General features: G+C 32.1%; 28 protein-coding genes. 2 read left to right on the forward strand and 26 right to left on the reverse strand.

Annotated features, from left to right (window positions below; genetic code table 11):
- Positions 1-41: 41 nt before the first annotated feature.
- From CHL78_RS02690 to CHL78_RS02700, 3 genes are all read right to left on the reverse strand, one after another.
- A complete protein-coding gene (locus CHL78_RS02690; protein WP_094368265.1) occupies positions 42-482 on the reverse strand; it encodes a hypothetical protein in 441 nt (146 codons plus the stop codon).
- Positions 483-588: 106 nt separating this feature from the next.
- Positions 589-1,287, reverse strand: a complete 699-nt coding sequence (locus CHL78_RS02695; RefSeq protein WP_094368264.1) for a DUF4367 domain-containing protein — start codon at positions 1,285-1,287, stop codon at positions 589-591.
- Positions 1,280-1,828, reverse strand: coding sequence for an RNA polymerase sigma factor (locus tag CHL78_RS02700; RefSeq protein WP_094368263.1), 549 nt, complete (start codon positions 1,826-1,828; stop codon positions 1,280-1,282). Before CHL78_RS02700 ends, CHL78_RS02695 begins: the two co-directional genes overlap by 8 nt.
- A gap of 115 nt (positions 1,829-1,943) precedes the next feature.
- Between CHL78_RS02700 and CHL78_RS02705 the strand changes: the two genes are divergently transcribed.
- Together CHL78_RS02705 and CHL78_RS02710 are read left to right on the forward strand one after the other, a co-directional pair.
- Positions 1,944-2,513, forward strand: coding sequence for a hypothetical protein (locus CHL78_RS02705; RefSeq protein WP_094368262.1), 570 nt, complete (start codon positions 1,944-1,946; stop codon positions 2,511-2,513).
- Positions 2,503-2,979 (forward strand): hypothetical protein, encoded by a 477-nt coding sequence (locus CHL78_RS02710; RefSeq protein ID WP_094368261.1) that lies wholly within the window; start codon positions 2,503-2,505, stop codon positions 2,977-2,979. The genes CHL78_RS02705 and CHL78_RS02710 overlap by 11 nt, the downstream gene beginning before the upstream one ends.
- A gap of 537 nt (positions 2,980-3,516) precedes the next feature.
- Here CHL78_RS02710 and CHL78_RS02715 read toward each other — a convergent pair.
- The 23 genes from CHL78_RS02715 to CHL78_RS02825 all read right to left on the reverse strand — a co-directional run bounded on the left by CHL78_RS02715 (position 3,517) and on the right by CHL78_RS02825 (position 25,986).
- Entirely contained in the window at positions 3,517-4,359 is an 843-nt protein-coding gene (locus CHL78_RS02715) for an ABC transporter ATP-binding protein (protein ID WP_094368260.1), read from the reverse strand.
- Positions 4,359-5,441, reverse strand: a complete 1,083-nt coding sequence (locus CHL78_RS02720; protein ID WP_094368259.1) for a FecCD family ABC transporter permease — start codon at positions 5,439-5,441, stop codon at positions 4,359-4,361. Before CHL78_RS02720 ends, CHL78_RS02715 begins: the two co-directional genes overlap by 1 nt.
- A complete protein-coding gene (locus CHL78_RS02725; RefSeq protein WP_094368258.1) occupies positions 5,441-6,469 on the reverse strand; it encodes an ABC transporter substrate-binding protein in 1,029 nt (342 codons plus the stop codon). The genes CHL78_RS02720 and CHL78_RS02725 overlap by 1 nt, the downstream gene beginning before the upstream one ends.
- 157 nt (positions 6,470-6,626) lie before the next feature.
- On the reverse strand, positions 6,627-6,899 hold the full coding sequence (locus CHL78_RS02730; RefSeq protein WP_094368257.1) for a hypothetical protein: 273 nt from the start codon (positions 6,897-6,899) through the stop codon (positions 6,627-6,629).
- A 233-nt stretch (positions 6,900-7,132) separates the two neighbouring features.
- Complete coding sequence (locus CHL78_RS02735) at positions 7,133-7,438, reverse strand: zinc transporter (RefSeq protein WP_094368256.1); 306 nt, start codon at positions 7,436-7,438, stop codon at positions 7,133-7,135.
- Between the two features lie 15 nt (positions 7,439-7,453).
- Positions 7,454-7,870 carry a DUF3842 family protein gene (locus CHL78_RS02740; protein ID WP_094368255.1) on the reverse strand — a complete coding sequence of 139 codons (417 nt, stop codon included), beginning with the start codon at positions 7,868-7,870 and terminating at the stop codon, positions 7,454-7,456.
- 32 nt (positions 7,871-7,902) lie between these two features.
- Positions 7,903-8,094 (reverse strand): CooT family nickel-binding protein, encoded by a 192-nt coding sequence (locus CHL78_RS02745; RefSeq protein WP_094368254.1) that lies wholly within the window; start codon positions 8,092-8,094, stop codon positions 7,903-7,905.
- A 151-nt stretch (positions 8,095-8,245) separates the two neighbouring features.
- Positions 8,246-9,061, reverse strand: a complete 816-nt coding sequence (locus tag CHL78_RS02750; protein WP_094368253.1) for a lipoate--protein ligase family protein — start codon at positions 9,059-9,061, stop codon at positions 8,246-8,248.
- Positions 9,040-10,017, reverse strand: coding sequence for a radical SAM protein (locus CHL78_RS02755; protein ID WP_094368252.1), 978 nt, complete (start codon positions 10,015-10,017; stop codon positions 9,040-9,042). The genes CHL78_RS02750 and CHL78_RS02755 overlap by 22 nt, the downstream gene beginning before the upstream one ends.
- Complete coding sequence (locus tag CHL78_RS02760) at positions 10,014-10,880, reverse strand: radical SAM protein (RefSeq protein WP_094368251.1); 867 nt, start codon at positions 10,878-10,880, stop codon at positions 10,014-10,016. Before CHL78_RS02760 ends, CHL78_RS02755 begins: the two co-directional genes overlap by 4 nt.
- A gap of 3 nt (positions 10,881-10,883) precedes the next feature.
- Positions 10,884-12,812, reverse strand: coding sequence for a corrinoid activation/regeneration protein AcsV (gene acsV / locus CHL78_RS02765; protein ID WP_094368250.1), 1,929 nt, complete (start codon positions 12,810-12,812; stop codon positions 10,884-10,886).
- A 126-nt stretch (positions 12,813-12,938) separates the two neighbouring features.
- A complete protein-coding gene (gene gcvH / locus CHL78_RS02770) occupies positions 12,939-13,313 on the reverse strand; it encodes a glycine cleavage system protein GcvH (RefSeq protein ID WP_094368249.1) in 375 nt (124 codons plus the stop codon).
- Positions 13,314-13,335: 22 nt separating this feature from the next.
- Positions 13,336-15,465, reverse strand: a complete 2,130-nt coding sequence (acsB, locus tag CHL78_RS02775) for an acetyl-CoA decarbonylase/synthase complex subunit alpha/beta (protein WP_094368248.1) — start codon at positions 15,463-15,465, stop codon at positions 13,336-13,338.
- Between the two features lie 41 nt (positions 15,466-15,506).
- On the reverse strand, positions 15,507-16,319 hold the full coding sequence (acsE, locus tag CHL78_RS02780; protein WP_094368247.1) for a carbon monoxide dehydrogenase/acetyl-CoA synthase methytransferase subunit: 813 nt from the start codon (positions 16,317-16,319) through the stop codon (positions 15,507-15,509).
- Positions 16,320-16,371: 52 nt separating this feature from the next.
- A complete protein-coding gene (gene acsC / locus CHL78_RS02785; RefSeq protein ID WP_094368246.1) occupies positions 16,372-17,748 on the reverse strand; it encodes an acetyl-CoA decarbonylase/synthase complex subunit gamma in 1,377 nt (458 codons plus the stop codon).
- Between the two features lie 30 nt (positions 17,749-17,778).
- Entirely contained in the window at positions 17,779-18,723 is a 945-nt protein-coding gene (gene acsD / locus CHL78_RS02790; protein ID WP_094368245.1) for an acetyl-CoA decarbonylase/synthase complex subunit delta, read from the reverse strand.
- Between the two features lie 20 nt (positions 18,724-18,743).
- Positions 18,744-19,514 (reverse strand): ATP-binding protein, encoded by a 771-nt coding sequence (locus CHL78_RS02795; RefSeq protein WP_094368244.1) that lies wholly within the window; start codon positions 19,512-19,514, stop codon positions 18,744-18,746.
- Positions 19,515-19,572: 58 nt separating this feature from the next.
- Positions 19,573-20,964 carry a dihydrolipoyl dehydrogenase gene (lpdA, locus tag CHL78_RS02800; RefSeq protein ID WP_094368243.1) on the reverse strand — a complete coding sequence of 464 codons (1,392 nt, stop codon included), beginning with the start codon at positions 20,962-20,964 and terminating at the stop codon, positions 19,573-19,575.
- Positions 20,965-20,990: 26 nt separating this feature from the next.
- Positions 20,991-21,872, reverse strand: a complete 882-nt coding sequence (locus CHL78_RS02805; RefSeq protein ID WP_094368242.1) for a methylenetetrahydrofolate reductase — start codon at positions 21,870-21,872, stop codon at positions 20,991-20,993.
- Positions 21,873-21,910: 38 nt separating this feature from the next.
- Positions 21,911-22,588, reverse strand: a complete 678-nt coding sequence (locus CHL78_RS02810) for a methylenetetrahydrofolate reductase C-terminal domain-containing protein (RefSeq protein WP_094368241.1) — start codon at positions 22,586-22,588, stop codon at positions 21,911-21,913.
- A 27-nt stretch (positions 22,589-22,615) separates the two neighbouring features.
- Complete coding sequence (locus tag CHL78_RS02815; protein WP_094368240.1) at positions 22,616-23,488, reverse strand: bifunctional 5,10-methylenetetrahydrofolate dehydrogenase/5,10-methenyltetrahydrofolate cyclohydrolase; 873 nt, start codon at positions 23,486-23,488, stop codon at positions 22,616-22,618.
- A 92-nt stretch (positions 23,489-23,580) separates the two neighbouring features.
- A complete protein-coding gene (locus tag CHL78_RS02820; protein WP_094368239.1) occupies positions 23,581-24,207 on the reverse strand; it encodes a cyclodeaminase/cyclohydrolase family protein in 627 nt (208 codons plus the stop codon).
- Positions 24,208-24,306: 99 nt separating this feature from the next.
- Positions 24,307-25,986 carry a formate--tetrahydrofolate ligase gene (locus tag CHL78_RS02825; RefSeq protein ID WP_094368238.1) on the reverse strand — a complete coding sequence of 560 codons (1,680 nt, stop codon included), beginning with the start codon at positions 25,984-25,986 and terminating at the stop codon, positions 24,307-24,309.
- Between the last annotated feature and the right edge of the window lie 83 nt (positions 25,987-26,069).

The raw sequence follows: 26,069 nt of genomic DNA on the forward strand, positions 1-26,069 counted from the left end.
AGAAATATAATTATCAAAGCTATTAATATCATAAAATCTATTTAATTATAGTTTATTACGTTACTATACACAGTACCACTTTCGCCTACACTACCTCTATATGCAGTACCCTTTGTCATAACTCGATAAGAGTATCCTTTAGTTATAGAGTTTGTTTTATTTAAGCTCGATAAAATCTTATCTTGAGTATCTGTCCAAGATTTAATATTTACCCATTTACCACTTACTTTTCTCTGTAATGTTGATGTTACAGAAGTTTTTGTCACTCCACTTTGTCCTCTGACTGAAGATGAAACAACAGCATTACTCCCTGATTTTGTTAGACTAGATGAAATCTTATATATATTATTGTATCTAGCATCTGGATTTTCTTCTGTATTAGTTTTGCTACCTTCGTATGCCGATATAGGTGTATGCATACCTAGACATCCTATTACTATTGCAAGGCTCAAAATTACCCCTGACTTTTTCTTTAATATCATTAAATTGATCCCCCTTAAAATGAAATGTATATACTGTATAACCTTTTTAATATAAATTTTGTGACAAAAAAAGATTATTTTTTTAAGATAATCTTTTTCTAAAACTTTATTTAACACTTTTTGCTATTTTAATCAATTGTTCTTTACTTTGCTGTTCATTAAATTCACTAGGAAAATCAACACTTATGTTATAAAGATATTCTTTGTCATTCCAGATTAAAGAATGATTACTACCTTTTACAATATAATCAGCCTTAAATCCATTTATTGTAATTTCATTTATAGTTGCACCTTCTGTATCTATATTTATGTTCATATCAATTAATTTGCTTACATCATAGAATATGAGCCCACCATTATCATTTGAATAAGTTACAAGCATATTGTTTTCACTTTCTACTTTATCAGTCTCCTCAAAGGTGTTTGGGATATAGGTAGGAACTAAGGATTCCCAACTTATCTGTTCAGAATCTCCCTCAGTCGAGTCTATAGAAAACATATATGTAGTAAAGTTTTCATATATTTGTCTAGTTATACTTAGAATTCTTGTTCTAAGTCCCTCCACACTCATAGATAGAGTTAATATACTTATACTTACAATAACAAATACTGCTGCTGCTTTTTGAGAGCTCTTATATACTGATTTATATTTGCCTCTATTTAAAAATAAGTTATCTATTTTTTCTTTAAATCCATTTGAAAACTCATAATCTAAGTCCTCTTCATTTGGTAGATCTTTTATCAGATGCTTATTTAAATTCTTTAGGCTTTCATATAAAATTTCATCAGTAATTTTATTATCCAACTATACTCACCTCACCTTCTGATAGAATTTCTTTTAGCCTTTGTCTACCTCTAGAAACTCTTTTTCTAACTGTATCTTGCCTTATATTAAGAACTTTACTAATTTCTTTATCTGATAATTGGTGAAAAAATTTCAAAAGGAATATCTCTTGATATGTATCTGGTAATTTTAAAATAGCAATTTCTATCTCTGAAAAAGTTTCTAAAGTTTCTAGATTAATATCAGTAAAAGTTGATATATCCTGCAGTCTATCAATTTTTTCATTTTCTTTTTTAACTTTATTATATATATTTATAGAAACTCTTTTTACTATTACTATAACTAACCCTTTAGTTTTATTACTTGTGACATCTTCAATCTTATTTTCATTTATGTATTTTATTAATCTAATAAAACTCTCGTGTACTGCATCTTCTGATAATTGTTTGTCCTTTAGTATCTCAAAAGCTTTATAATGCATTGTTTTTTTATAATTTTCATATATGTATTCAAATTTACTCACTCCTTCATGTGTATCTATCAAATTTAAATATAATAACATGCTTATCACTCCCCCTCTCACATTATATAACAAAAAATATTTTTTTTTATAAAATGTCACATATTCCAAATTTATGATGTTATATGTATGAAGAATAAATTTAGGGGGGAATAATATGTTTTTAAAAAAAATAAAGAAGAGCGTTGCATTAGCATTAACTGTAATTACAGTATCAATACCTTTTGCAAGTACAGCTAGTGCATTAGAACCAGAAGTATATATGGATAGTCAAGGTAATGAAATTGAAAGAGTTTATGTTAATGAGGAATCTGATAATACAGAAGGGGTAGAAAATAAAGGAGTAGGTACTCCTGCATTTTATGAATATTCAAAAAAAGTAGGAACTATGGGTGTTAAAGAGTTGGATAAGTTAAAAGGTTTAGCTGATAAAGCTCATAAAAGTAGTTCACAGGCTACACTATTCTCTTATGCAAGTTTTATAACTTCATTTTACTGGCCGGCAGTAAGTACGGGATTAGCAGTAGCATCTATGTTGCCTACTAGTTACATAAAGCCTTATGAAACAGTTTCATACTGTTATGATAGGCTTTCATACTTATATAAAAATCCATCATACAAAAAAGCAAAAGGTGAAATTCAATTTGTAAGATTCTGGAACGGAAATTCGTATCGCAATCCATGGCAACCATATAAAGCACCTAGACATATAAGTTATGTTAAATAAAAAGAAATATATCAAAATACTTTTTTTATTTCTTGCTATTTTTATAGTTATAGGTGGATTTACATACGCTTATAAGAAACCTGTAATAATACATAAAGTTTATAATGGAGTTATCAAAGATGTTAAGTCAAATGAATTAATTGGAGACTCAAAAATAAACTTAGATATCAATTATGAAAAGGCATATAAAATAAAAAATTTCAACAGTGTAGATAGGCTATATGGAACTATTACTATAGATGATATTGAATACGAAATTCAAGGAATAACAGTACTTAATGAAAAAAATAAATATATAGGTGCAACAGCTATTAAAAATGGCGAAAGTAAATACCATATATTTCTTTTAGAAGATCTTGAATTCATACTTTTAGGTGAACTTGGAGATGATGAGTTTGTAAAACAAATTGTAGCTCCAGCTAAAAATGAATCAGATTTTGATAGAATCATACAAAAATTACCTTAAAATATGCTAAAAATAGCTCTTAGCATCTAAGCAGGATCAAAATAATATAATTAAGGATAAATAATATAATATTAAAATCTAAAATACGACTTAAAGCTCAAAGTAGAGTCTTATAAGGTAATAAAACAAAAAAATTACCTATAAATAGATAACCTTAACTGATGCCTAACGGTTGTCAGTTAAGGTTATCTTATTTTTAGCTTTCTTATTTTTATACCAAATACATTTACATAAAATTCTTCATTATATATTTTATATAATTTATTTACTAATCTTTTAGTTTTTATATATTTAAAATTATTTTTTATTCTGCCTAAAAGTATAAACTACAGCTATTAATCATACTTCATAGTATCCTTTCACTTTGTTTTAATATTGACTTGATAATACTCCATATACATTATCTTGCAAATCCTTTAATAACTCCCGTTTTTGATAAAATTACACACAAGTTTTACATAGTTTTTAAATTATCATAATCTCCTTGTAATTAAAAAATCCCTGATTGTTCTATCAAGGATTTTTACTGGCATTTATTTAAACAGTATGAGAGTGAACTCCACTAAATCCATCTTCATGTACATGATCACATCCAACTCCATTAACATGTTCATGGACATGCATATAAGATACTTGTAACTTGTTATTAATAGGATTTTTGCCTATATAAGCATTTACTCCAAAAACTTCTTTTAACATTTGTGAAGTTATTACATCTTCAACTGTCCCAAAATCTATTACCTTACCTTCCTTCATTACTATTAAATAATCACAATACATAGAAGCCATATTCATATCATGTATTGCAGATAAAGTAGTTATATTAAGACTTTTTATCAAATCCATAAGCTGTATTTGATACCCTATATCTAAGTGATTTGTTGGTTCATCTAGTATTAAAAAGTCAGTATTTTGAACTAATGCACGTGCAATTAATGTTCTTTGCTTCTCTCCACCTGATAAATTTGAAAAACTTCTATCATTGTATTCATCTAGTCCAACTTTTTGAAGCATTTCTTTTACCATTTTTAAATCAGTTTTTGAATAATCTTCAAAAATAGACTTATATGGATATCTTCCCATCTTTACTATTTGTTCAACAGTAAAATCAAATTGAGAGTTACTTTCCTGAGCAAGTACTGCAATTTGTTTTGCACAGTCTTTGTCCTTCATATCAGATAAATCTTTATTATCTAATATTATATTTCCACTAGACGGCTTATATAATCTGTATATATTTTTAAGTAAGGTAGATTTACCAGAGCCATTTGGTCCTATAATACCTACAAAGGATCCTTTTGGAACTTCTAAGCTTATATCCTTAAGAATTTCTTTTTTATCTATACTAAATCTCAAATTTTTTATCTTCAGCTTTAACATTACTCATTACCTCCAAAAGAATAATTTTTCTTAGAAATAAGGTATAAGAAGAATGGTCCACCAACAAGTGATGTTATTATTCCTATAGGTATTTCTATTGGAGGGAATAATCCTCTTGCTGCTACATCTGATAGTATCAAAAATATTGAACCTACCAATGTAGAAAGTACAATAAGTTTCTTGTGATCACTTCCTGCTACAGTCCTACACACATGAGGTACTACTAGACCAATAAATCCTATCGCTCCAGTTATTGCAACTAACGTAGATGTAAGTAAAGTAGCTAGTATTAATATTATTGATTTTACTAGCTTTACATTTATTCCTAAAATAATTGCACTATCATCCCCAAGAAGTAATACATCTAATGACTTTGACATTATAAATGCTACAGCTACTACTATTATTAGTGCAATAAATGGAATTAACAATACATCCCATTTAGCTCCACCCAAACTACCCACTGTCCAAAACAGCGCATTTTTTGCTTGGTTAGAGTTTTTTGCAGAGTATATTAATAGATTAGTAAGAGCACCAAATATTGTTGATATTGCCATACCAGATAGTACTAATCTAGTTGTAGATGTAGTCCTTCCCATTTGTGTCCCTATTGCAAATACTAGTACTCCAGATACTATAGATCCTACAAATGCACCACCGGTTATACTTGTTATTCCAAGAGTTGATATTCCTCCAAGTACAATAACAGCAACAGCTCCACAAGATGCACCAGAAGATATACCAAGTATATAAGGCTCTGCTATTGGATTCTTAGTTACACATTGCATAAGTACTCCACAAAGCGCAAGCCCTGCACCACATACAGCTCCCAGTATTACTCTAGGAAGTCTTATCTCCCATATAATATTTTCAAACATAACATTCCAAGTTGGCTCAAATATCTCTCTACTTAATAACTTATTAAGTAATACCTTATAAACTACTCCAGGTTCTATATAAGTACTACCTATCGCTATAGCTCCTATTATCGTTGCAACTAAAACTATGCTAAGAGCTATAGACCAAAATAAGAAACCCCTCTTTTTAGAAAGGTTTCTTCTTTGTTGGATACTTACATCCACTATTTATTTTCTCCGTAGAAGTATCCGTACATCTTCTCTATAACTTGAGAATTTCTAACTCCTGGAGATAAGTCAGCTAATCCTACTACATATATTCTATTATTTTTTATAGCATCTACATCTTTAAGAGCTGGATGCTTCTTTAAGAAATCTATTTTTTCTTGTACTGGAGAACCCGCAAGATAGTCTGTTACTACTATAACTTCAGGATTTTCTGCAACTACGCTCTCCCAAGTAGCATTTATGTATGGTTGGTCTTCGTTACCAAATATATTGTTTCCACCTGCAAGCTCTATTAGGTTGTTTGCAAGCCCTGATCCTACAGCCATTGCTTTATCTTCACCTGAATCATATACCATCATCTTTACTCTGTCTTCATCTTTAACTTCTCCAACTTTGTCAGTTACAGATTTTATATCACTTTTCATTTTATCTACAACTTCTTTGGCCTTATCTTGTACACCAAATATCTTTCCTAATAGTTCAAAATCTTCATAAACAGTTTCTACTGTTGCATCTGGTGAATAAGACGCAGCTAAAAATGGTGTTACGTCATTTTTTATAAGTTCATCAGGTGCTCCTGTAGTTTGCTCACTTATAGACATATCCCATCCACTTACGAAATCTGCACCTGTAGCTACAAATGCTTCTTTTGATATAGAGTGCCCTTCTCCTATTTTAAGTTCAGGTATTTTATCATAAGCTTCTTTATATTCTGGTAGTATTTCATTATCTAAAAGAGCAGTCCCAACCATTCTATCTCCTAAATCTAGTGCTAATAGCATCTCTGTCATAAATTGAGATAATGTTACAGCTTTTTGACGTGGAGATTTTACTTCTACATCATAATCTTTAGCTCCATCTGAATATACAAATTTTACAGCTTCAAAATTACTTTCTTCTACTGCAGATTTAGGTGTTTCACTAGAATCACCTTTAGAATCATTTGAACATCCTACTGCTGCTAGCGACAATCCTGCTATTCCTAATACTATTAAAAATCTTTTTAAGCTTTTACTTTTTATCATCTTAATATCTCCCTCAAAAATTTGTATTATTTTATTTTTACTAAAAAACCATGAAGTTAATAAAGCGTGCCTTATTGCACTCTTTTATTTAAACCTTCATGGTTTTAGATTCATTTTATTAATTAAATTTTATTCCCCAATAAATTAAAATTAGTTATTATCCGTGATTATGAACGTGACTTTCACTGTGGTTATGTCCGTGTTCATGAGTATGCTCATGATCATGACTGTGAGCTCCTGTGAATCCATCTTCATGATTATGGTCATGTCCTTCTCCATTTATATGTTCATGGTCATGCCCATGTTCATGAGTATGTGAGTGTACATGATCTGTATGATTGTGGCTTCCACAACAATTTTCTCCACCATCTCCACAGCATCCATTTAGATGTGGGTTGTGATGTAACATTAAATTATTTTTACCAAGCATATTGTATCCCCCTTTAAATCCATATCCCTTTGAATACTTCTGTATTCCTTTTCCTGTTTTAATAATACATATAATTACAATTATTGTAAATATGTTCCATAGTTTTTATAAAATTTAGTTTTATACAGCATTCTCCGTTATTTTTAAAAATATTTCTTTTTTCGACTTATACTTACATAAAAAATGAGAGGTATAATAACCTCTCACTTATACATTAATTTATATTTTTTATATTACATATTCTTTTTAGCTTCTACTAGCATCTCATTAGCTTTTTGTAAGTATTCTATAGCCTTTTCTATACTATCTGCTGTATCATTTTTTCCTATAGCTCTAGCTTTTTCTACCCATTCCTTAAATCCTTCTTCATGAGATTCATTGTGGTTTACCCAATGAACTAATAAAATCTTTAGAGTTTTCTCATCCTTATTTTCTTGAGTTTCTCCATGAGAGTGTGTATGAACATGATCATGTCCTTCTAATTCATCATGACTATGATCATGGCCATGGTGGTATCTTACAGTATATTTACCTAGCATATTTTTTCCCCCTAGTTACTTTATATTAAATTCTTTTTTTATCACCTTGATTGTGTCTTTTATTAATAAGGATAATGGTTTATTTTCTAATCCAACTAAACTTATGTTTTCAGGCATTATAGGCAATAGTATTTTTAATGCTTCGCTATCTGATATAGCTTCACTTATTTTGCAAGTAACCTCTCCCATCATAGAGTTTGGCATTACTGCTGAAATCGGCGCAACTATAATATTAGCTTTTCTTGATGATGTTACTATAGCATTTTCGCCTGTTGCTCCTTTATTTGCATGTGATTTCATCATAGCACTAGTTGCTATAGAATTTGTCCCCAATGCGTATATATCTATGTATGTAGGCAACTCATCTCTAAGAGAAGAGACTATTTGAGCTCCTATGCCTCCACCCATTCCATCTACAACGGCTATTATCATCTTGTTATTTTCCCCTATGCTTTATTTTGTGATTAATTAGTTTCTTCTATTATTATTTTGTGATCCATTAGTCTTATTTCTTTTATTGTCCCATCTACTATTTTTTGCTCTCCAAGTAGATCTGTTAAATAAACTTTCCCTTCATATGGATCTATAGTCACTACGTTGTCCATAATTCTTTCTAGCTTATCGTTTTTTCTGATAAATGCTGCTGATTCACACATATAAAATCCCCCTATAAACTTATTCTTTAAAATATCAAAAAAAGGTCGCTTCAGGCATTTCAATACACCGAAGAAACCTTCATGATTTCAAAATCTTCTATACTATTTATAATTTGAGTATATACTTTGATTAGTGTAAAGTCAATTAAAATTACCTTTTTTTGTTATATTCATCACCCTTGTATTTCTTATATAATTCATTAGCTAAATTAAGCTCATAATCTGTCAGTTCTTCCTCTACAAATTCTACATTTAGATGTGAACTAAGACCTTTAATTAAGTTTTCTTCTAGTGTATCTATGTCTATACTTCTTCCTGTCTCATTTTCTATTCCACTAGCTTTGTTAGCAGTAAATCTCTTTGACCTTTCTTTTAACTCTGGTGTTTTCATTTTTATTAAATTAAATAAATCTTCCACATTGAAATCTAATACTATAGATCCATGCTGAAGTAATACTCCATCTTTTCTATGCTGTGCACTACCAACTATTTTTTTATGGTTTATAGTTATTTCATAAGATGCATGAGCATTGAAACATGCAGCAGATAGATTACCTCTAGTTATATGTTCTCCACTATTTAAATCATCTGTAGGTATATTTGATAAATGTAGCCCTTCTACTAAGCCTTCACTTATGAATCTATATGATAAATTTATACTTTTGTCAATTATAGGGTTCTCTTCTCCAACAACAATGCTATAAGTAAGTTCCTTATCATGTAATACTGCTCTTCCACCAGTTATTCTTCTTACATAATCTATGTTGTTTTCTTTACAAGCTATTAAATCTATATCACTTTCTAACTTCTGAAAGTATCCTATACTTAAACATGCTGGTTTCCAAGTATAAAATCTTACTGTCGGGTTAACTTTTCCTTCTTTATATGCAATACTTATAGCTTCATCTATTGCCATATTCATAGCTCCATCGTAGGATCTATTTTTTATAAGCCTCCACTGTTGCATAATAGCTCTCCCCCTATATCTAGGTTAATTTCTTTTTTTGCTAAATTTATCTCATCATCATTTAAACGCCTAGAATAATTATAAATAGTACTTCCTGGTCTCTCATTGTAATATGGTCTATTGCAATCTTTGCATCCTCTTATTTCAAAAGGATATCCTTTTTCTATATCTTCAATAATTCTTGAATCTAATTTAATTTCCTCTAGATATTCATCATCAAATCTAAAATACTCTTCTTTATAACCTTTATCTATCATATATGTCATAAGCTGTACTCTTCTATAACTTTCTATCTCTGGCTGATTTATATTTTCCATTTTAGTTCCTCTTACGGGAGTAAATGCAAATAAACTTATAGTTACATTATTACCCTTAAGATAACTATATAAATTATATATATCTTTATGGCTCTCACCTAGCCCAACGATTATATGAGTGCTTATTTTTCCAGGATATTTCTTAGCAGAACTTACAATAAATTCTATCTTTCCTTCAAAGTCTTTTCCCTTTATATCTTCATATAATTTTTCATTTGCCGCATCTATTGCTATACCTACTCTATCTACGCCCATAGATAAAAATCTATCTATATCTTCGCTACTTTCAAGCTTAGCAGACAAGGATATTGGCATATTTGTTTTATCTTTTATGTATAGTAAAAATTCTTCTACAGTTTGATATGCTTCTTTACTTGCTGTAGATTGAATACAGATTCTTCTTATATTATGCTTTTTATAATTTAGCATCGAATCTAATATATCTTCTTTAGAATATTGTGGCCATACCACCCTAGATAATTTATCTTTTCTAGTGTTACTTTCTATGGATTGAGAACAGAAAGAACATTTATTGGTACAAGATTCTCCAATCATGATATAAGCAGTGGTAGGAGGTATATCACTTCTCTTATTTAATAATCCCAACTCTATAGCAGTTCCTGATGATAATCTAATCATAGTACACAACACTCCTTCCCTTCTGTTATATTCATATCCATTTCTATCGCTTTATTTTTTGCTGATCTTGATGGTAAAACAATTTTATTTACTCCACACATTAGAGCTATCTTGTCTAGTTCACTTCTATATTCTCCTCTAGGTCTCATACACCCTAAATTTATTTCGGTATTTGGTAGGCTAATTCTAGCACTACAAAGTACATCTGCCACCTTATTTAGGTCTGGAGGACTTACTTTTTCATACTCTGTATTTTTAGTAGGTATAAGTACTATAAAAGTGATTTTTTTAGGAGGATTATTAGATAAGTATTCGATTACTTCGTATTCTCCCTTTATCTCTCCACCTTTTAGACCTATACATATATGTGGCGCTACCTCGGTATTTTGTTTTATAGTTTCATAAGCTGTTATATAGTCTTGAGCATTTTTATCTATCTTATATACTTCTTTGATGGTATCTTTATCAAATACTAAATCAAAAGAAACAATGTCTAGATATTTACAAACTTTATTTATACTCTCTTCATCCATAAGTCCTAGATGAGCATTTAACTTATAACCTTCTTCTTTTAATTTTTTTAGTGTATCTATATGTTTATTTATAGGAACATCTCCATCAAAATTACATCCTCCACTTATTAAAAAGCTACTTACGTTTTTGCTCTTAATCTTATTTTCATAATCGTTAATTGGAGTCATATTCTTTAAGTAGTGCCCATTGCAATGAGCGCATTTTAAAAAGCACTCACTATTGGTTGTGCTAATGGCTACAGTTTCATTAGGATATGAAAATTCTATTTTATTCCCAAAGTTATCTATCTTAGTATCATAAGCTAATTCCATCTTTTGTTTTAAGTCCATAGATTAAGCCTCCAATATAAGTTTTGTCGTTGGGAATTTTTCTACATTAGTATGAGGTAAGAAGCATGCAGATATAAACTCATCCATATAACTTGGATAGACACTAAGCTCTACATATGTCATTTCATTTCCTATATCTTCTAATTTCTTTTTAGCATCCTTGCTTATTAGTGCTAAGTATGCACCCACTAATGAACTGTTTCCTATATAAGTAAATTTATCTCTCGATATATCCGGAAGTAAACCTATTAAAATCGAATTTTCTATATTTAAATTATTTCCTATACCACCTGCTATATATACTTTATCTATATCTTCAAAGTCCATGCCTAGACTTTCTATAAGAGTTGCTGCCCCTGAAAAAATTGCTCCCTTAGCTCTTATAAAATTATCTATATCTACTTCATTTACTACAACATCTTGCTCTAAATCATATTCTTCTTTAAATGCTAGTACATATTCTCCCATGTCATGCTCATTAAATCTAACTCTTTTGCTCTTTATATCTCTATGAAGCTTCCCTCTTCTATCTATCAAGCCCTTTATAAGCATCTGGCAAATCAAGTCAATTATGCCTGACCCACATATTCCAATCGGTTTAGAATCTCCTATTATAGTTAAACTTGGGTCAAGTGTATATTTATCTATATTTACCTTTTCAATTGCTCCTGCAGAAGCTCTCATACCACAGCTAATACCTCCACCTTCAAATGCAGGTCCTGCAGAACAAGCACAGCTCATCATATAATCTTTATTTCCAAATACAATTTCTCCATTGGTACCTAAATCTACAAATAATATATTTTCTTCTGTTGCCCATATTCCTGCGGATAGTACACCTGCAGTTATATCTCCACCTACATAGCTTGCTACACAAGGTGCAAGATACACATAGGCACTTGGATTAACATTAAGACCAATATTCTCACCCATAAGATTTGGTGACTTTAGAAATGGTGGTATGTATGGCTCCTGTCTTAGATAGTCTGAATATACACCTAAGAATAAGTTCGTCATTGTTGTATTTCCAGCTACTGAAAGAGTTACTACATCATCCTTATTTATATTATTTTGTATGTATATATTTTCTAGTAATGGATTTATCGTTTCTTCTATAATTGCTTTATTTAAAGTTTCCAATCCATCACCTTTAGATGAATATATTATTCTATTTATTACATCTGCTCCATATTTTATTTGAGCATTACCAGAAGATGCTTTATCTATAACCTCTTTATTGAAGAGATTTACTAAGCAAACTACTACCGAAGTTGTTCCTATATCTATTGCTACTCCGTATAGGTTGTCCTCTGTATTTCCATCTTCTATATTTATAATTGTAATCTTATTTTTCTTTTGAACATAAGTTATTGTTACATTAAAATCACTTTGCCTAAATATTATTGGCATCTTTCTTAATATATCTAATCTAAAGTCGATATTATCATAACCTAGATGGTTTCTTACATATCTTTGAAGCCTGTCTACATCACTTATATTATCATCTAGGTTTGGCTTTTCCATCTCTATATACTTTTTTCTTATATTAGTCTTAAATTCCAGTTGGTGTGTCTCTATTATTTTCTTAGCCCTATCAAAAATCTCTCTATCTTTTTTACTATCGCTACCTTCTATTTTCATTCCATGCATGGATGATGATAACTTTGAAGGTACTTCTATTTCTATATCTGAAATAACCTTTGTATTACATGCTAATATATAACCTTGCTCCCACTCTTCATCACTTATATGTCTTGTTTTTTCAGCATCTACATTCCCCTTTAGTAGTTTTACTTTACACTTTCCACAAGATACGTTTCCATTACATGGAGCATCTATAAATATATCTGCTTTTCTCGCAATTTCTAATAAATTTTCCCCTTTATTACACTCAATTTCTTTATTATGCGACTTAAAATTAACTCTAATCATACTCTACCCCCCAATACAGTCTCTACTATAATTTTAGCATAATTTACTTTATATTTGATTAATTTGCCATTAAAAAAGAGTATAGTGGATTTGCGTGCACTCAAATCCACTATACTCTTTTAAATATTATTCTAATCCACTTTCATACTCATCTGAACTTATTAAACTATCAAGTTCATCAGAATTTTCTATTTTAACTTTTATTATCCATGCATCATATGGATCTTCATTGATAAATTCTGGTTCATCTTCTAATCTTTCATTTATTTCAACTACTTCTCCAGATATAGGAGCCACTAAGTCAGATGCAACTTTAGAAGATTCAACTACTCCGTAATCTTCATCTTGAGTTATTGTATCTCCAACTTCTGGCATCTCAACAAATAAAACTTCTCCTAATTGGTCTTGAGCGTAGTCAGTTATTCCTATATAAGCATATTCCCCTTCAACTTTCGTCCATTCATGTTTGCTAGTGTATTTTAAACTTGGTATAGTTTTCATTTTAATCCCCCCGTAGAATAAATTACATTACAGCTTCCATAGATAATGCTGGATGACCTTTTTCCTCTAAGAAAGCAAGTACTCCCTCAGAATCATTAGCTATAGTTTCATCACATATCATATCAGTGAAGTTTTCTATTCCTGTCATTTCTTGAACTGTAGCATTTAACTTATCAGCTACGTATTCTTTTAATTCTTTTGGCATCCAAACTATTCTTTCTGGTCCGCCCTCAGCATAAGCAAACTTTTTAGATGATATGAAGTGTCTTCCGTGTCCCATAAATCCTGGTGTTTGAACTCCACCACCTGTCATAGACGCAAGCTCACCAAATGTCATACCAACAGGAGTTATTTCTGGGAACTCTCTATTAACTATAACAAATCCGTTAGCTTCTGGCATTATACCGCATATACACTCGAAGCATCCACAAGAAGTCATAGGATCTTCAAGTATTGAGTATAATGTAACACTTTCTACAGCACCTTGAGATATTTGGCTAACTGTTTCATTTACAGATTCCCATATTCCTGTTCTATCATCTAAGCAATCACCTTTAACTATTGGTTGACATGGTCCTGTTGGGTCTAGTTCCTTAGTAGCCTTAGCATCTAACCAGCTAACTGCTCCACAAAGTCCAAGTCTCTCAGGAGTTACAACACAAACGTGAGCTGGAGCAAATGATTGACATAAGTTGCAAGAATAGAATGTATCAACACTCTCATCAACTAATGAAGCTAATCTTTCATCTCTAGATTCATATTTAGATGTAGCTTCTGATTTTCTAGCAGATACTTGTTCAGGATCAGTTATTATAACTATTTCACATTTATCAACAACTGACTCGAATTCATCTCTCATCTTAGCATATAAAACTTCCCCTATATGCTCGAGTCTGAATCCTTTTTCGTAAGCATCTTTAGAGATTCTCACCCAAGACATATCTCTTTGACCAACGTGCATTACACCTTCTATATAGTTCATAAAATAGTGGAAACGTCTCTCAAGAACTGGCTCAAAGTCATCTTCCATAGCTTTACCAGCTATCTTAACTATTACTGCAAGTGGTAATCTTACTAATCCATTTACAGGTTCTACTTCATCTATATTTGGTCCTATTATTTCTATTTTGTGATCTTCTACCTCACTAGTTTCCTTGTGTACAACAAGTTCCCAAGCTTCTGTTTTATTTCCACCAAACTCAGCAAACATATCAGCTTTTCTTATTCTCTCACCTTCAAAAGCTGCTGCAAATGCTACCGGTATAGGAATTTCAGTTATTTTTATTTTTATGTTTCTAGCTTCTAAAGAAGTAGCTACAACTTTATCATAATCTTTCTGAGTTAATAAGTTCATTGGAACTTCAAGAACTGTCTGGTCAGTTATAACTGGGAACCCTAAAGCTATTGCTCCAGCACCAGCAGATACAACTAATTCACTAAGTGGTCCAAATGCATTAACAAATGCTGGAACCCTCTTCGAAGTATACTCTAATAATCCAGAAAGGTCTCCTGGAGTTAATCCACCGAATATTAATGCTGCTCTTATAGCAACAGATACTACGTGGATAACTGAAGTTACATCATATCCTAAAGGTATAACCCTTAGCTCAACGCTCATTTTTACTCCAGCTTCGATTGCTTGATCTATAACCTTACCAACTAAGAAAGTAAGTAACCCTTTAGATTGATAATCTTTTATTACTTTTGCTGCAGTTTCAGCATCTGGACATTCTCCAAGTACAACCGCAACCCCTGGGATATCTCCTGTAACTAGAGGTACTCCTAAAGATCTGATTATTGGGTCACTTACATGACCTGCACATGGAGCTTGATATGGTTCTTCCATAGTAGCATATTTTATAGCTTCTATAACTTCAGCTGCTAAAGCTGTAGCTAGACCTGAGTTTAAAGCATGCTCTAATAAATGAGTTCTATTTATTAAAGATTCTACTACTGTTAAAGCACCTTCTAAGTCACCTAATGTATTCATTTTTTGACCTGTAGCTGCATAAATACAAGGTAATGAATATGCAGTATCTGGGAATGCAACCTTATGGTCTCTTCCATTTTTTTCGATAGCTTCAGCTAACATACCTTTAGCTGCTGCTAAAGCTTGCTCTGATCCTGTAAAAATTATATTATATAGATTCATTCTACTTCCCCCTTAATTTGTGTTAAATAAATATATTTAACTTATACGTTGTATGAAAATGCACCTTCACTTATTTCTAAATAAGAATCTGCGTATAAAGATGCTCCATTTATTATGTCGCATGTTTTTATAGTTTGCATTAATAATTCATCGCATGGGTTAACTATAGCTGAGCTAAATCCGTTCGCTATAGCCATAGCAGCGAAATTGCTATCTAATACAGGTCTTAAATGTTTAGGACAACCATTGGATACATTTGATAATCCTCCAGTAGTTAATAGCCCCATCTCAGTCATCATTCTTATAGCTTCTAATACTTCCATTTGTTTTTCTTGCATTCCTTTTATAACTAAGCATAGTGGATCAAATAATACATCAGTTGGATCTAACCCTAAAGTTAGAGCTTTTTCTAATATTTCTTGACAGTATCCCATACGCTCATCGTTATCTCTTGGTATACCTTCATTAGCACATAAACCTATAACTTTTGCATCATATTCAGCCGCTACTTCTATAAGACCCATTCTTGGACCTGCATCAGCTGAGTTTATTATAGCCTTACCATAAGTATTATTGTAAACTTTAAGACCCGCTTCTATAGCTTTTCTATTAGCAGTATCTAATGCTAAAGGAACATTGTTAAGTTCTGACTGAAGCATTTTAACACCCCAAGACATAACTTCTTCTCCATCTCTTTCTGCTGGACCGATGTTGAAATCTATATAATGAGCACCTGCATCTAGTTGCTCTTTTGCTCTTTTTAATATTGGCTCAGGATCTCTTTCCGCCAATGCTTTTCTTATTACTGGTGATATACAATGTATTCTTTCCCCTATTATCATAAACTTTTCCATTATAGTTTTATCCCCCTTAAATTTTTAAAGTTACTATTACTTAATATAATTATTAAGCATTAGCAAGAGCTTCATCTTTTTTAGCTTTGTAATCTTTTAAGAACTTAGGTATTTCCATAGATTCCTCAGTACCTATTATTACATTCCATCCTGGTAAGTTCTCTTCTATATCCCCTTTTAGAACAGCAACTTTACCTGGTATTATGATATCTCTGTTATTAGTAACTTCTTCAACCTTAGATTCTTTGATAAATTGAGAAATTGAATTTCCACCAAATTTACCAGCTGCCCAAGCTGTAAGAACAGAGTATCCTCCAGCATCTGGTATTACTAACCATACTGGTACTTTAGATCTTTCTATATCTCCAGATACTATAAAGTAAGTTAATGCAAAGTCAACAGTAACTAATACTGGTGAATTTTCATCTGGATTATTTATTGGGTAAATCTTAGGTTCAACTCTCATTGGTCTTTGTGGGTCAGTGTAGATGTTTTGTCTTAGAGCGAATAATGGTAATGCTTTTGCATAATCTATATCATCTATAACTATTATAGATCCATATTTAACTGTAAATACTGAAGATAATGCAACTTCCATCATTGGATTGTTGTCTGATAATTTGTTTGCAAATACTATTGAAGGGTATCCAAATGTTCTGTCTTGTTCTTTTAATGCTATTCTTCTAACTTGAACAGCGTTTGTATATGTTTCTTTTATACTTTCTCCTGTTACATCTAATATTAATTCTTTATATCCAGCAGCATGAATTGCTTCAGTAGTAGCATATAATTCTTCTAAGCTACTAGCTTTAACACCTAATGCTAACTTATCTCCTTTAACTACATCTATCATTTCTTTGTAGTTATCTTTAGTTGCTCCAAATACCATTGGTTTAGAATCTTTTACTATTTCTAAAGCTTCTTTAGCTACAGCCGCATCTTCACAATGTAATATGTATGCAACATCTAGTCCGCACTCTTTAACTTTTTTTACTAAGTTTAAGTATGCTTCTTTATTTCCAGTGTATTTGAAAGCTGCTATTTCAACTTTCATTTCTTCACCAATTCTTATATAATCAACAAGTTTCATATTAGCTATTTTTGCGTCTACTTGTTCTTCATTCATACAATCACAGAATTCTACAGCATATCTGTTTTTGTTTACTAATGTTTTTTCATGTCTAAATAAAACTGTTTCTCCACCAAAAGTATATTCAGATTCTCCAGCCCCAACTTTTAAAGTTTTCATAAGTGGAGCAGTTGCTTCTGATAATTTTGCTAATGCCTCATCAGACATGTGTGGACATTTTTCTACGTCTACAGCTCCTGAAGCTACCTTCATACAGAAAGCCATACAAGTTGGAAAACCACAATCCTTACAGTTTTTCTTTGGTGTTAATTTAAATATATCTAAAGCTTTTAATGCCATTATTTTATCCCCCTAACCCTTACTTTTTAATTAAACTAATGCACTTACTAGTTCTTTTATAGTTTTTATTGATTCCGGATGACGAAGTATAACTGCATTTGATCCACCAACTAAACAGCTAGCTGCAGTTGAAACTTCCATTGCTATTGTTCTCTTTTCTGGACATCCCCAAGTTGGCTCATCATCTACTGGAGCTATAGCTTCTTTAACATGACCTATTTCAAAAGCTACTGGTGTTATTATAGGCATTTGTAATGATTTATCATTTTGACCAAACGCAGCAAGTCTAATTCTATCCATAGTAGAAGCAACATACTCATATCCATAACCAACAGCTGAACATCCTATATTCATAACTATTTTTTCACCTTTAACTCCTAATTGAGTTAATAGTACGTTCATTTGCTTAGCTAAGTTTATATCAACAGAAGATTCAGCTCCAACTTTTTGGTTGTAAGCCATACCAGCAGAAGCACCTACTGCTTTGTAGTTATCTTCTACTGCTGACATCATTAATGTATTGTATCCATCAAGAGCTTCAGCTACTTTTTCAAATAATTTAGCATCTTTATCATGGTTACCAGTGCCAGATATAACTAATGGCAAGCTTACTGACTCAGCTACTTTTTTAGCAACTTCAGCACATTCCTCAGGAGATTTATCTAATCCATTTGGGTCAGCTCCATCAAACTTTAAACATATAAAATCTGCACCTGAATTTGACTCAACATATTTAGCCCACTCCACAGTATCATTAGCTACTTCTTTATACATTTCTTGATATGATTCAATCCAGCTATCTGGATATATATCTAATATCTCAACACCTATAGATGGCTTATTGCCAGTATCACCATCAAAGCTATAGAATGGTAATACATGTTCTCCGCCTAGTTTTATTGCCTTTTCCCCTGTACCTAATTCTACTTCTGATATTTTACCAGAATATTTTTGAACAGATTGCTTAAATGCCATTCTTTTTATCCCCCTTAAACCTATTTTAGTTCTAATTTATCTATTATAGCTTTCATCGCTACTTTAGACTGTGAGTCTTCAGGCAATTGAACTAATGGTATTCCTGAAGAATCATATTCATATATTAATTCATCTAGAGGTACAACACCTAAAAGATTTAGATTATGTTTTGCTATTTCTTCTTTGATACCATCATTTAAAATTCCATTAGGAACCTTATTTACAATTAAATGAGTATCTCCGACATGTAGCTTTAACTCAACTGCTAAATCTCTTATTCTAGCAACTGCCTGTATACTACGTCTTGAGCAGTCACTTACTAATAGTAATTGGTCGATATGTTTACTTGTCTTTCTACTTAAATGCTCCATTCCAGCTTCGTTATCAGTTATCATATACTTGTAATGATTAGAGATTTTATTAGTTTGTTCTCTTAATATACCATTAACATAGCAATAACAACCTTCACCTTCTGATCTTCCCATTACTATTAAGTCGTAGCCATCACCTTCCACAATACTATGATTAAGTTTGTACTGTAAAAACTGTGCCTTTGTCATTCCTCCAGGAAATGAATCGCCATTTTTTTCCCTCATATTTGCTTCTTCTCTTATTGAACCTATAGTGTCTTCTACTTCTACGCCTAATACTTCATTTATATTTTGGTTTGCATCTGCATCTACAACTAATATTGGCCCCTTTTCTTGACTTACCAGTTGATTAATTAATAGCCCTGTAAGACTTGTCTTTCCAGTTCCACCTTTTCCTGCTACAGCTATATTATATCCCATAAGACTTCCCCCTTTGTCTAAACAGAGCCATTTTTATTTATCCTAACTCTGCCTTGTTCTATGCTTTTACTGTTTGAGGTGCTGCATGAACACATTGGTCGTGAACATCATGAAGGGCTTCCATTATACCTTCAGATAGACTTGGATGTGCATGTATTACATCTCCTACTTGTTCTACTGTTAAACCTAACTCAACAGCTAAAGATAATTCTGTTAATAAATCGGTACCATGAGGACCTACTATTGCAGCTCCGACAATTTTATCGTCTTTATCTGCAAGGATTTTAATAAACCCTTGAATATGGCCTATAGCTTGAGCTTTCCCCAAAGCTCTAAAGTCAAATTGTCCTTTTTTGTACTCTATACCTTCAGCTTCAAGTTGTTTTTCAGTTTTACCAACTCCAGCAACTTCCGGCTCTGTATATACACATCTTGGTACAGCAGCATAGCTAACAGTTTTAGACTTTCCTAAAGCATTCTCTACAGCTATCATACCTTCTTTAGAAGCAACATGTGCAAGCATTGGAGTATTTATTATATCTCCAATTGCATATATACCTTCAACACTAGTTTCAAGATTTTCATTAACTACTATTTTGCCTCTTTCAGTCTTGATTCCTAGTTCTTCAACACCTGAGTTTGCAAGGTTTGGTTTTCTACCAACAGCTACTAGAGCATACTGCGAAATAATTTGTTTTCCATTTTGAAGTGTCGCTACTGCTTTCCCGTCAACAATTTCACAAGTTTGTACCCCAACACCTGTTATTACTTTAATTTTATCCTTTTTAAATTGTCTCTGCAACTGTTTAGCAACATCTTTATCTTCGTTAGGTAATAATTGGTCAAACATTTCTACTATTGTTACTTCAGTACCTAAAGCTCTGAAGAATTGACCTATTTCACTCCCAATTACTCCACCACCAACAATTAACATGGACTCTGGTAATTCTTTTAATCCTAGTACCTCATCACTGCTAATTACAACATTTCCATCATATGGGAACATAGGAGGTATTACAGGAGCAGATCCATTAGCTAATATTATTTTATCAGCATTTACCATCTCTATTGATCCATCTTCTTTTGTTACCTCAATAGTATTTTTATCTACTAATTTTCCAAATCCATTTATTAGCTGAACCCCTCTTTTATCAAATAAGAATTCTATCCCAGCTATTAATTGACTTACTACTTTTTCTTTTCTACCCATTATAGACGAAAAGTCAGCAGTAACATCACCATCTATATTAATTCCAAAGCTCTTAGCTTCTTTTATATTCATTAACATTGATGAAGAAGCAAGTAAAGCTTTAGTCGGTATACATCCTACATTTAGGCAAGTTCCACCTACCCTTTGTTTCTCTATTACTGTGACTTCCGCACCAAGCATAGCTGCTTTTAAAGCTGCTACATACCCTCCTGGTCCGCCTCCGATAACTGCTATTTTCATATTAATCTCCCCCAGAATTTATAATATTATATACCAGCAGCATCTAATATAGCTGGAACATTTTCCTCTGCACCTATGGCCATTATATGTACTCCATCACATAAGTCTTCCTCTTTAAGCTGTCTTATTAATTCTCCTGCCATCTTTATGCCTTCTGTTACCCAATTTTCTTTTCCTGCAGCTCTTAATCTTTCTATTTGCTCATCAGGAACAAATATACCAGGTACATTTGCAGTCATAAATTTAGCCATTCCTGGAGATTTTAAAGGAACTATTCCTGCTAAAACTTTGCAATTCATATCCTTTGTATGTTTTCTGAATTCTCTCATATGCTCTACATCGTATACAGCCTGAGTTTGGAAGAACTTAGCACCCGCATTTATTTTTTTCTGCATTTTTAAAAGTTGAACTTCTATTGGAGTATATTCAGGAGTAACCGATGCTCCTAAGAAGAAATCTGGAGAACCTTTTAATTTATTTCCTACCATATCTTCACCAGACATTAAAGTTTCCGCAGTTTGAAGTATTCCTACACAATCTAAATCAAATACACCTTTAGCTTGTGGGTGATCTCCTACTACTGTATGGTCTCCAGTTAGTGCTAGCATATTATTTATACCAAATACTCCAGCAGATAACATTTCACCTTGTATAGCTATTCTATTTCTATCTCTACCTGTTATTTGAATTACAGGATCTAATCCTACATCTTTTAATAATTTACATGTAGCAAGTGAAGTTGTTCTCATAACAGCAGATTGGAAATCCGTAACATTAGCAGCATGAACTCTACCAACAAGTGGCTTTGCACATTCTACCAAATGAGAAAGATCTGTCCCTTTTGGAGGAGCCATCTCCGTAGTTATAGCAAACTCTCCTCTTTCTAGTACTTCTTGTAATAAGCTCATCTAAAATCCCCCTTTTAATCTTATAAAAGCTTCTTATATTAAGCATTTGCTGTTGCATCAGCTTCTTTTTTCTTAACATCATATCTTCTTGGATTAGTTTGTAAAGAATAGTCTTTTGGTGGTCTTATTTCTGTTAAGTTTTCTAATTGATCTAGTGCTTTTAATCTGTCATAGATTTTTATCCAAGCACAATCGTTTTCTTGACTAACTTCACATTTTCCATTTTTAGCTCCACCACATGCTCCATTTAATAAGCCTTTAGCACACATAGTTATTGGGCATATTCCACCTGTCCATCCAAGTTCACATGCTCCACATGCTTTGCATGCTTCTTCAAATTGTCCAACTCTCTCTACTTCCCCGATGAATAATGTATTATTAGCTGGATATACTGGCATATTTTTTGTATTTTTAACTATAGTTTGTGTTCCGTCTCCACAAGCTAAAGATAATATAGCATCGGCTTCTTTTAATTCATTTTTTAAAGCTTTTAAGTCTTTTTTAGATTTTAAAAGATTACAAGCAGGATCTAAAATTGTGTAACCTAATACTTGTTTCCCCTCGGCTTCCAATGATTCCTTCATTTTAACAAGTTCTTCTTCTCCACCACTTTTACATGTAGCAGCACATTGATTACAGCCAACTAGTATTATTTTTTCAGCATCTTTTAAGAATCCTATTACTTCTTCCATTGGCTTCTTTTCAGAAATTACCATCTCTATCCCCCCTAAAAAACTTCAATACTATTTATTATTTTGTAACTTATAAGCCTTTACTACATGCTTTGCAAGTATAGATGTTGTTACAGAACCTACTCCTGCAGGAACTGGAGTTATCATAGATACTTTATCTAATACATCATCAGTATCAACATCTCCACATAACTTACCTTCTTCATCAACATTTATCCCAACATCTACTACTACAGCGCCTTCTTTTACAAAGTTTTCTTTTACCATCTTAGCTCTACCAACAGCAGCTACTAAAATGTCCGCTTCTGATGTTACATTAGCTAAATCTTTAGTTCTAGAATGGCATATTGTAACAGTAGCATGTTCATTTAATAAAAGCATTGCTGCAGGCTTTCCAACTACCATACTTCTTCCAAGTACAGTTACTTTAGCACCCTTTAATTCAACACCATAATGCTTTAATATTTCAACTACTGCTGTTGGAGTACATGGTGGGAATCCACTTTGATCTCCTTCCATTACCTTAGCTGCATTTACAGGGCTGAAGCAATCTACATCCTTTTCTGGAGATATAACATATTTTATAGATTCTTCATTTAATTGTTTAGGAAGTGGTCTAAAACATAGTATCCCGTGAACATCTTTATCCTCATTCACCTTTTTTAATGTTTCTATGTATTGTTCTTGAGCTATATCTTCAGCTAGCTCTAAAACTTCAGTTGTTATACCTATGTTTTCGCATCTTTTTAATGCTCCTCTTTCATAAGCTAAATCGTCTCCTCTAGCACCAACTCTAATTATAGTTAACTTAGGATTTATACCCTCTTTTACTAACTCATTAACTTCTTTTATTAAATTTTCGCTAATTTGATCAGCAACTGGTTTTCCTTTTATTATTTGACCTTTAGTTTGAACTACTTCCATATACTAATGCCCTCCTATTCAACTTTTTATTTATGTCTAATGCGCATTTACACGCCTTTATTTTCTAATTTATATAGTATACAATTTACTTTCTATAACGCTTTTACTACTTTATCGTAAACTTCATCACATATTCTAACGCCATCTTCAACTAATTTGTTTACTTCAGTTCTAACTTCATTAACATAATCTTGATCTTTTATAGAATTTATATTTATAACTACATTTAACTGCCCACCTAGTATAGCTGCTCTTAAACATTGAACTCCTACTCCAACATCACTTATTGCAAGTCTCGATCCTTTGTCTACTAAATCTTCATGTAGTTTTATTGCTTCATAACATGCTCTTACTATGTTTAATGGTACTTCACATGCTACCTTTAATGCACTTTCCATAGTTTCAGCTTTGAATTGTTTTTCTTCCTCTGTAGATGTCGGAAGACCATAAGCTTTAGATAAAGGATAGAATCCTTCTGCATCCTTGTCTATCATAGTTAATAAATCAGCTTCCAGCTTTGAAGCTCTAGCTAATGTATCTTTTACACTTTCTTCGTACTCTGCGTACTTCTTTTTACCTATTGTTAGGTTGCATACCATACTACCTAACGCCATACCTATAGCACCTACAAGTGCCGCAGCTCCACCGCCACCTGGTACTGCTGCTTTAGAAGCTAATACTTCAACAAATTCTACACAACTTTTCTCAGATATATTCATTAATTCTCCCCCTTAAGTACTATAAGGTATTGTTTTTTATATTTATGTATTAAGTAGTGTGTAGATAAACACCTACACACTACCAATTATTTTAATCTATTAGAATAATCCTGCTATTACTCCATTTTCATCAACATCTATTCTTTCAGCTGCTGGAACTTTTGGAAGTCCAGGCATCTTCATTATTTCTCCTGTAAGAGCAACTATAAATCCAGCTCCAGCTGAAACTGTTAATTGTCTTACAGTTATATTAAATCCTGTAGGTCTTCCTAATTTAGTTAAATCATCAGTTAAAGAATATTGAGTTTTAGCCATACATATTGGCATATTCCCAAATCCTAAAGCTTCTAAGTTAGCTAATTCTTTCTTAGCTGCTGGAGTAAATACTACACCATCTGCTCCATATATCTTAGTAGCTATTGCATTTATTTTTTCTTCTATAGTTAAATCATCTTCATAACAGAATTCAAAATTATTTTCTTCTTCATCTATCAATCTTAATACTTCCCTAGCTAATTCAGTTCCACCTTCTCCACCTTTAGCCCAAACTTGAGACAATGCAACATTAACACCTAACTCTTGACATTTTTGTCTTACTAATTCAACTTCTGCTTTAGTGTCAGTAGGGAACTCATTTATAGCAACAACTGCTGGTAACTTATACACTTGAGTTATATTCTCAACGTGCTTCAATAAGTTTGGAAGACCAGCTTCTAAAGCTTCTAAGTTTTCATTATTTAATTGATCCTTAGCAACTCCTCCATTGTATTTTAATGCTCTTACTGTAGCAACTATAATAACCGCTGCTGGTTTTATGTTTGCCATTCTACACTTAATATCTAAGAATTTTTCAGCACCAAGATCAGCACCAAATCCTCCTTCTGTTACTACATAGTCTGCAAAGTGCATAGCCATTCTTGTAGCTATAACAGAGTTACATCCATGAGCGATATTAGCAAATGGTCCACCATGAACAAATGCAGGTGTTCCTTCTAAAGTTTGAACTAAGTTTGGTTTTAAAGCATCCTTTAATAAAGCTGCCATAGCACCATTAGCTTTTAACTGAGCTGCTGTTACAGGATCACCACTGAAGTTGTATCCAACTATTATTCTTCCTAACCTAGCTTTTAAATCAACTATATCGTCAGCTAGACAGAATGCTGCCATTACTTCAGAAGCAACTGTTATATCAAATCCATCTTCTCTAGCAACACCATCAGCTCTAGATCCTAATCCATCAACGATATTTCTTAATTGTCTATCGTTCATGTCAACACATCTTCTCCAAGTAATTCTTCTACTATCTATTTGTAGTTCATTACCTTGGTGAATATGGTTATCTAACATTGCTGCTAATAAGTTATTTGCAGCTCCTATAGCATGGAAATCTCCTGTAAAGTGTAGGTTTATATCTTCCATAGGAACAACTTGTGCATATCCTCCACCTGCTGCTCCACCTTTTATACCAAATACTGGACCTAAAGAAGGCTCTCTTAATGCCACTAATACATTTTTACCTAATTTAGCTAAACCATCTGCAACACCTATTGTTGTAGTTGTTTTTCCTTCTCCTGCTGGAGTTGGGTTTATAGCTGTAGTTAATATAACTTTAGATTTTTTGCCACCGTTATCTTTTTTCAGAAGATTATAGTCAACTTTAGCTTTATATTTTCCATATAAATCTAAATCCTCTTCTGTTAATCCTAATTTTTTTGCTACTTCCCTTATATCTTGAGGTTTAGCCTCTTGAGCTATTTCAATATCAGATTTGAATCCCATAATTTAATCTCCTCCACAAATTAATAATATTTATAACACTATGTATAATAGTGCTTCAAAAACTATTCATGAAGTATCTTTAC

It is taken from the genome of Romboutsia weinsteinii (assembly GCF_002250835.2).
GTDB lineage: Bacteria > Bacillota > Clostridia > Peptostreptococcales > Peptostreptococcaceae > Romboutsia_A > Romboutsia_A weinsteinii.

Bases quoted from the DNA above. Each gene is read 5' to 3' on its own strand.
- CHL78_RS02690 (WP_094368265.1), bottom strand. From the start codon at position 482: ATGATATTAAAGAAAAAGTCAGGGGTAATTTTGAGCCTTGCAATAGTA.
- CHL78_RS02700 (WP_094368263.1), bottom strand. From the start codon at position 1,828: ATGTTATTATATTTAAATTTGATAGATACACATGAAGGAGTGAGTAAA.
- CHL78_RS02705 (WP_094368262.1), top strand. From the start codon at position 1,944: ATGTTTTTAAAAAAAATAAAGAAGAGCGTTGCATTAGCATTAACTGTA.
- CHL78_RS02710 (WP_094368261.1), top strand. From the start codon at position 2,503: ATGTTAAATAAAAAGAAATATATCAAAATACTTTTTTTATTTCTTGCT.
- CHL78_RS02715 (WP_094368260.1), bottom strand. From the start codon at position 4,359: ATGTTAAAGCTGAAGATAAAAAATTTGAGATTTAGTATAGATAAAAAA.
- CHL78_RS02725 (WP_094368258.1), bottom strand. From the start codon at position 6,469: ATGATAAAAAGTAAAAGCTTAAAAAGATTTTTAATAGTATTAGGAATA.
- CHL78_RS02730 (WP_094368257.1), bottom strand. From the start codon at position 6,899: ATGCTTGGTAAAAATAATTTAATGTTACATCACAACCCACATCTAAAT.
- CHL78_RS02735 (WP_094368256.1), bottom strand. From the start codon at position 7,438: ATGCTAGGTAAATATACTGTAAGATACCACCATGGCCATGATCATAGT.
- CHL78_RS02740 (WP_094368255.1), bottom strand. From the start codon at position 7,870: ATGATAATAGCCGTTGTAGATGGAATGGGTGGAGGCATAGGAGCTCAA.
- CHL78_RS02745 (WP_094368254.1), bottom strand. From the start codon at position 8,094: ATGTGTGAATCAGCAGCATTTATCAGAAAAAACGATAAGCTAGAAAGA.
- CHL78_RS02750 (WP_094368253.1), bottom strand. From the start codon at position 9,061: ATGCAACAGTGGAGGCTTATAAAAAATAGATCCTACGATGGAGCTATG.
- CHL78_RS02755 (WP_094368252.1), bottom strand. From the start codon at position 10,017: ATGATTAGATTATCATCAGGAACTGCTATAGAGTTGGGATTATTAAAT.
- CHL78_RS02760 (WP_094368251.1), bottom strand. From the start codon at position 10,880: ATGGACTTAAAACAAAAGATGGAATTAGCTTATGATACTAAGATAGAT.
- acsV (WP_094368250.1), bottom strand. From the start codon at position 12,812: ATGATTAGAGTTAATTTTAAGTCGCATAATAAAGAAATTGAGTGTAAT.
- gcvH (WP_094368249.1), bottom strand. From the start codon at position 13,313: ATGAAAACTATACCAAGTTTAAAATACACTAGCAAACATGAATGGACG.
- acsB (WP_094368248.1), bottom strand. From the start codon at position 15,465: ATGAATCTATATAATATAATTTTTACAGGATCAGAGCAAGCTTTAGCA.
- acsE (WP_094368247.1), bottom strand. From the start codon at position 16,319: ATGGAAAAGTTTATGATAATAGGGGAAAGAATACATTGTATATCACCA.
- acsC (WP_094368246.1), bottom strand. From the start codon at position 17,748: ATGGCATTAAAAGCTTTAGATATATTTAAATTAACACCAAAGAAAAAC.
- acsD (WP_094368245.1), bottom strand. From the start codon at position 18,723: ATGGCATTTAAGCAATCTGTTCAAAAATATTCTGGTAAAATATCAGAA.
- CHL78_RS02795 (WP_094368244.1), bottom strand. From the start codon at position 19,514: ATGGGATATAATATAGCTGTAGCAGGAAAAGGTGGAACTGGAAAGACA.
- lpdA (WP_094368243.1), bottom strand. From the start codon at position 20,964: ATGAAAATAGCAGTTATCGGAGGCGGACCAGGAGGGTATGTAGCAGCT.
- CHL78_RS02805 (WP_094368242.1), bottom strand. From the start codon at position 21,872: ATGAGCTTATTACAAGAAGTACTAGAAAGAGGAGAGTTTGCTATAACT.
- CHL78_RS02810 (WP_094368241.1), bottom strand. From the start codon at position 22,588: ATGGTAATTTCTGAAAAGAAGCCAATGGAAGAAGTAATAGGATTCTTA.
- CHL78_RS02815 (WP_094368240.1), bottom strand. From the start codon at position 23,488: ATGGAAGTAGTTCAAACTAAAGGTCAAATAATAAAAGGAAAACCAGTT.
- CHL78_RS02820 (WP_094368239.1), bottom strand. From the start codon at position 24,207: ATGAATATATCTGAGAAAAGTTGTGTAGAATTTGTTGAAGTATTAGCT.
- CHL78_RS02825 (WP_094368238.1), bottom strand. From the start codon at position 25,986: ATGGGATTCAAATCTGATATTGAAATAGCTCAAGAGGCTAAACCTCAA.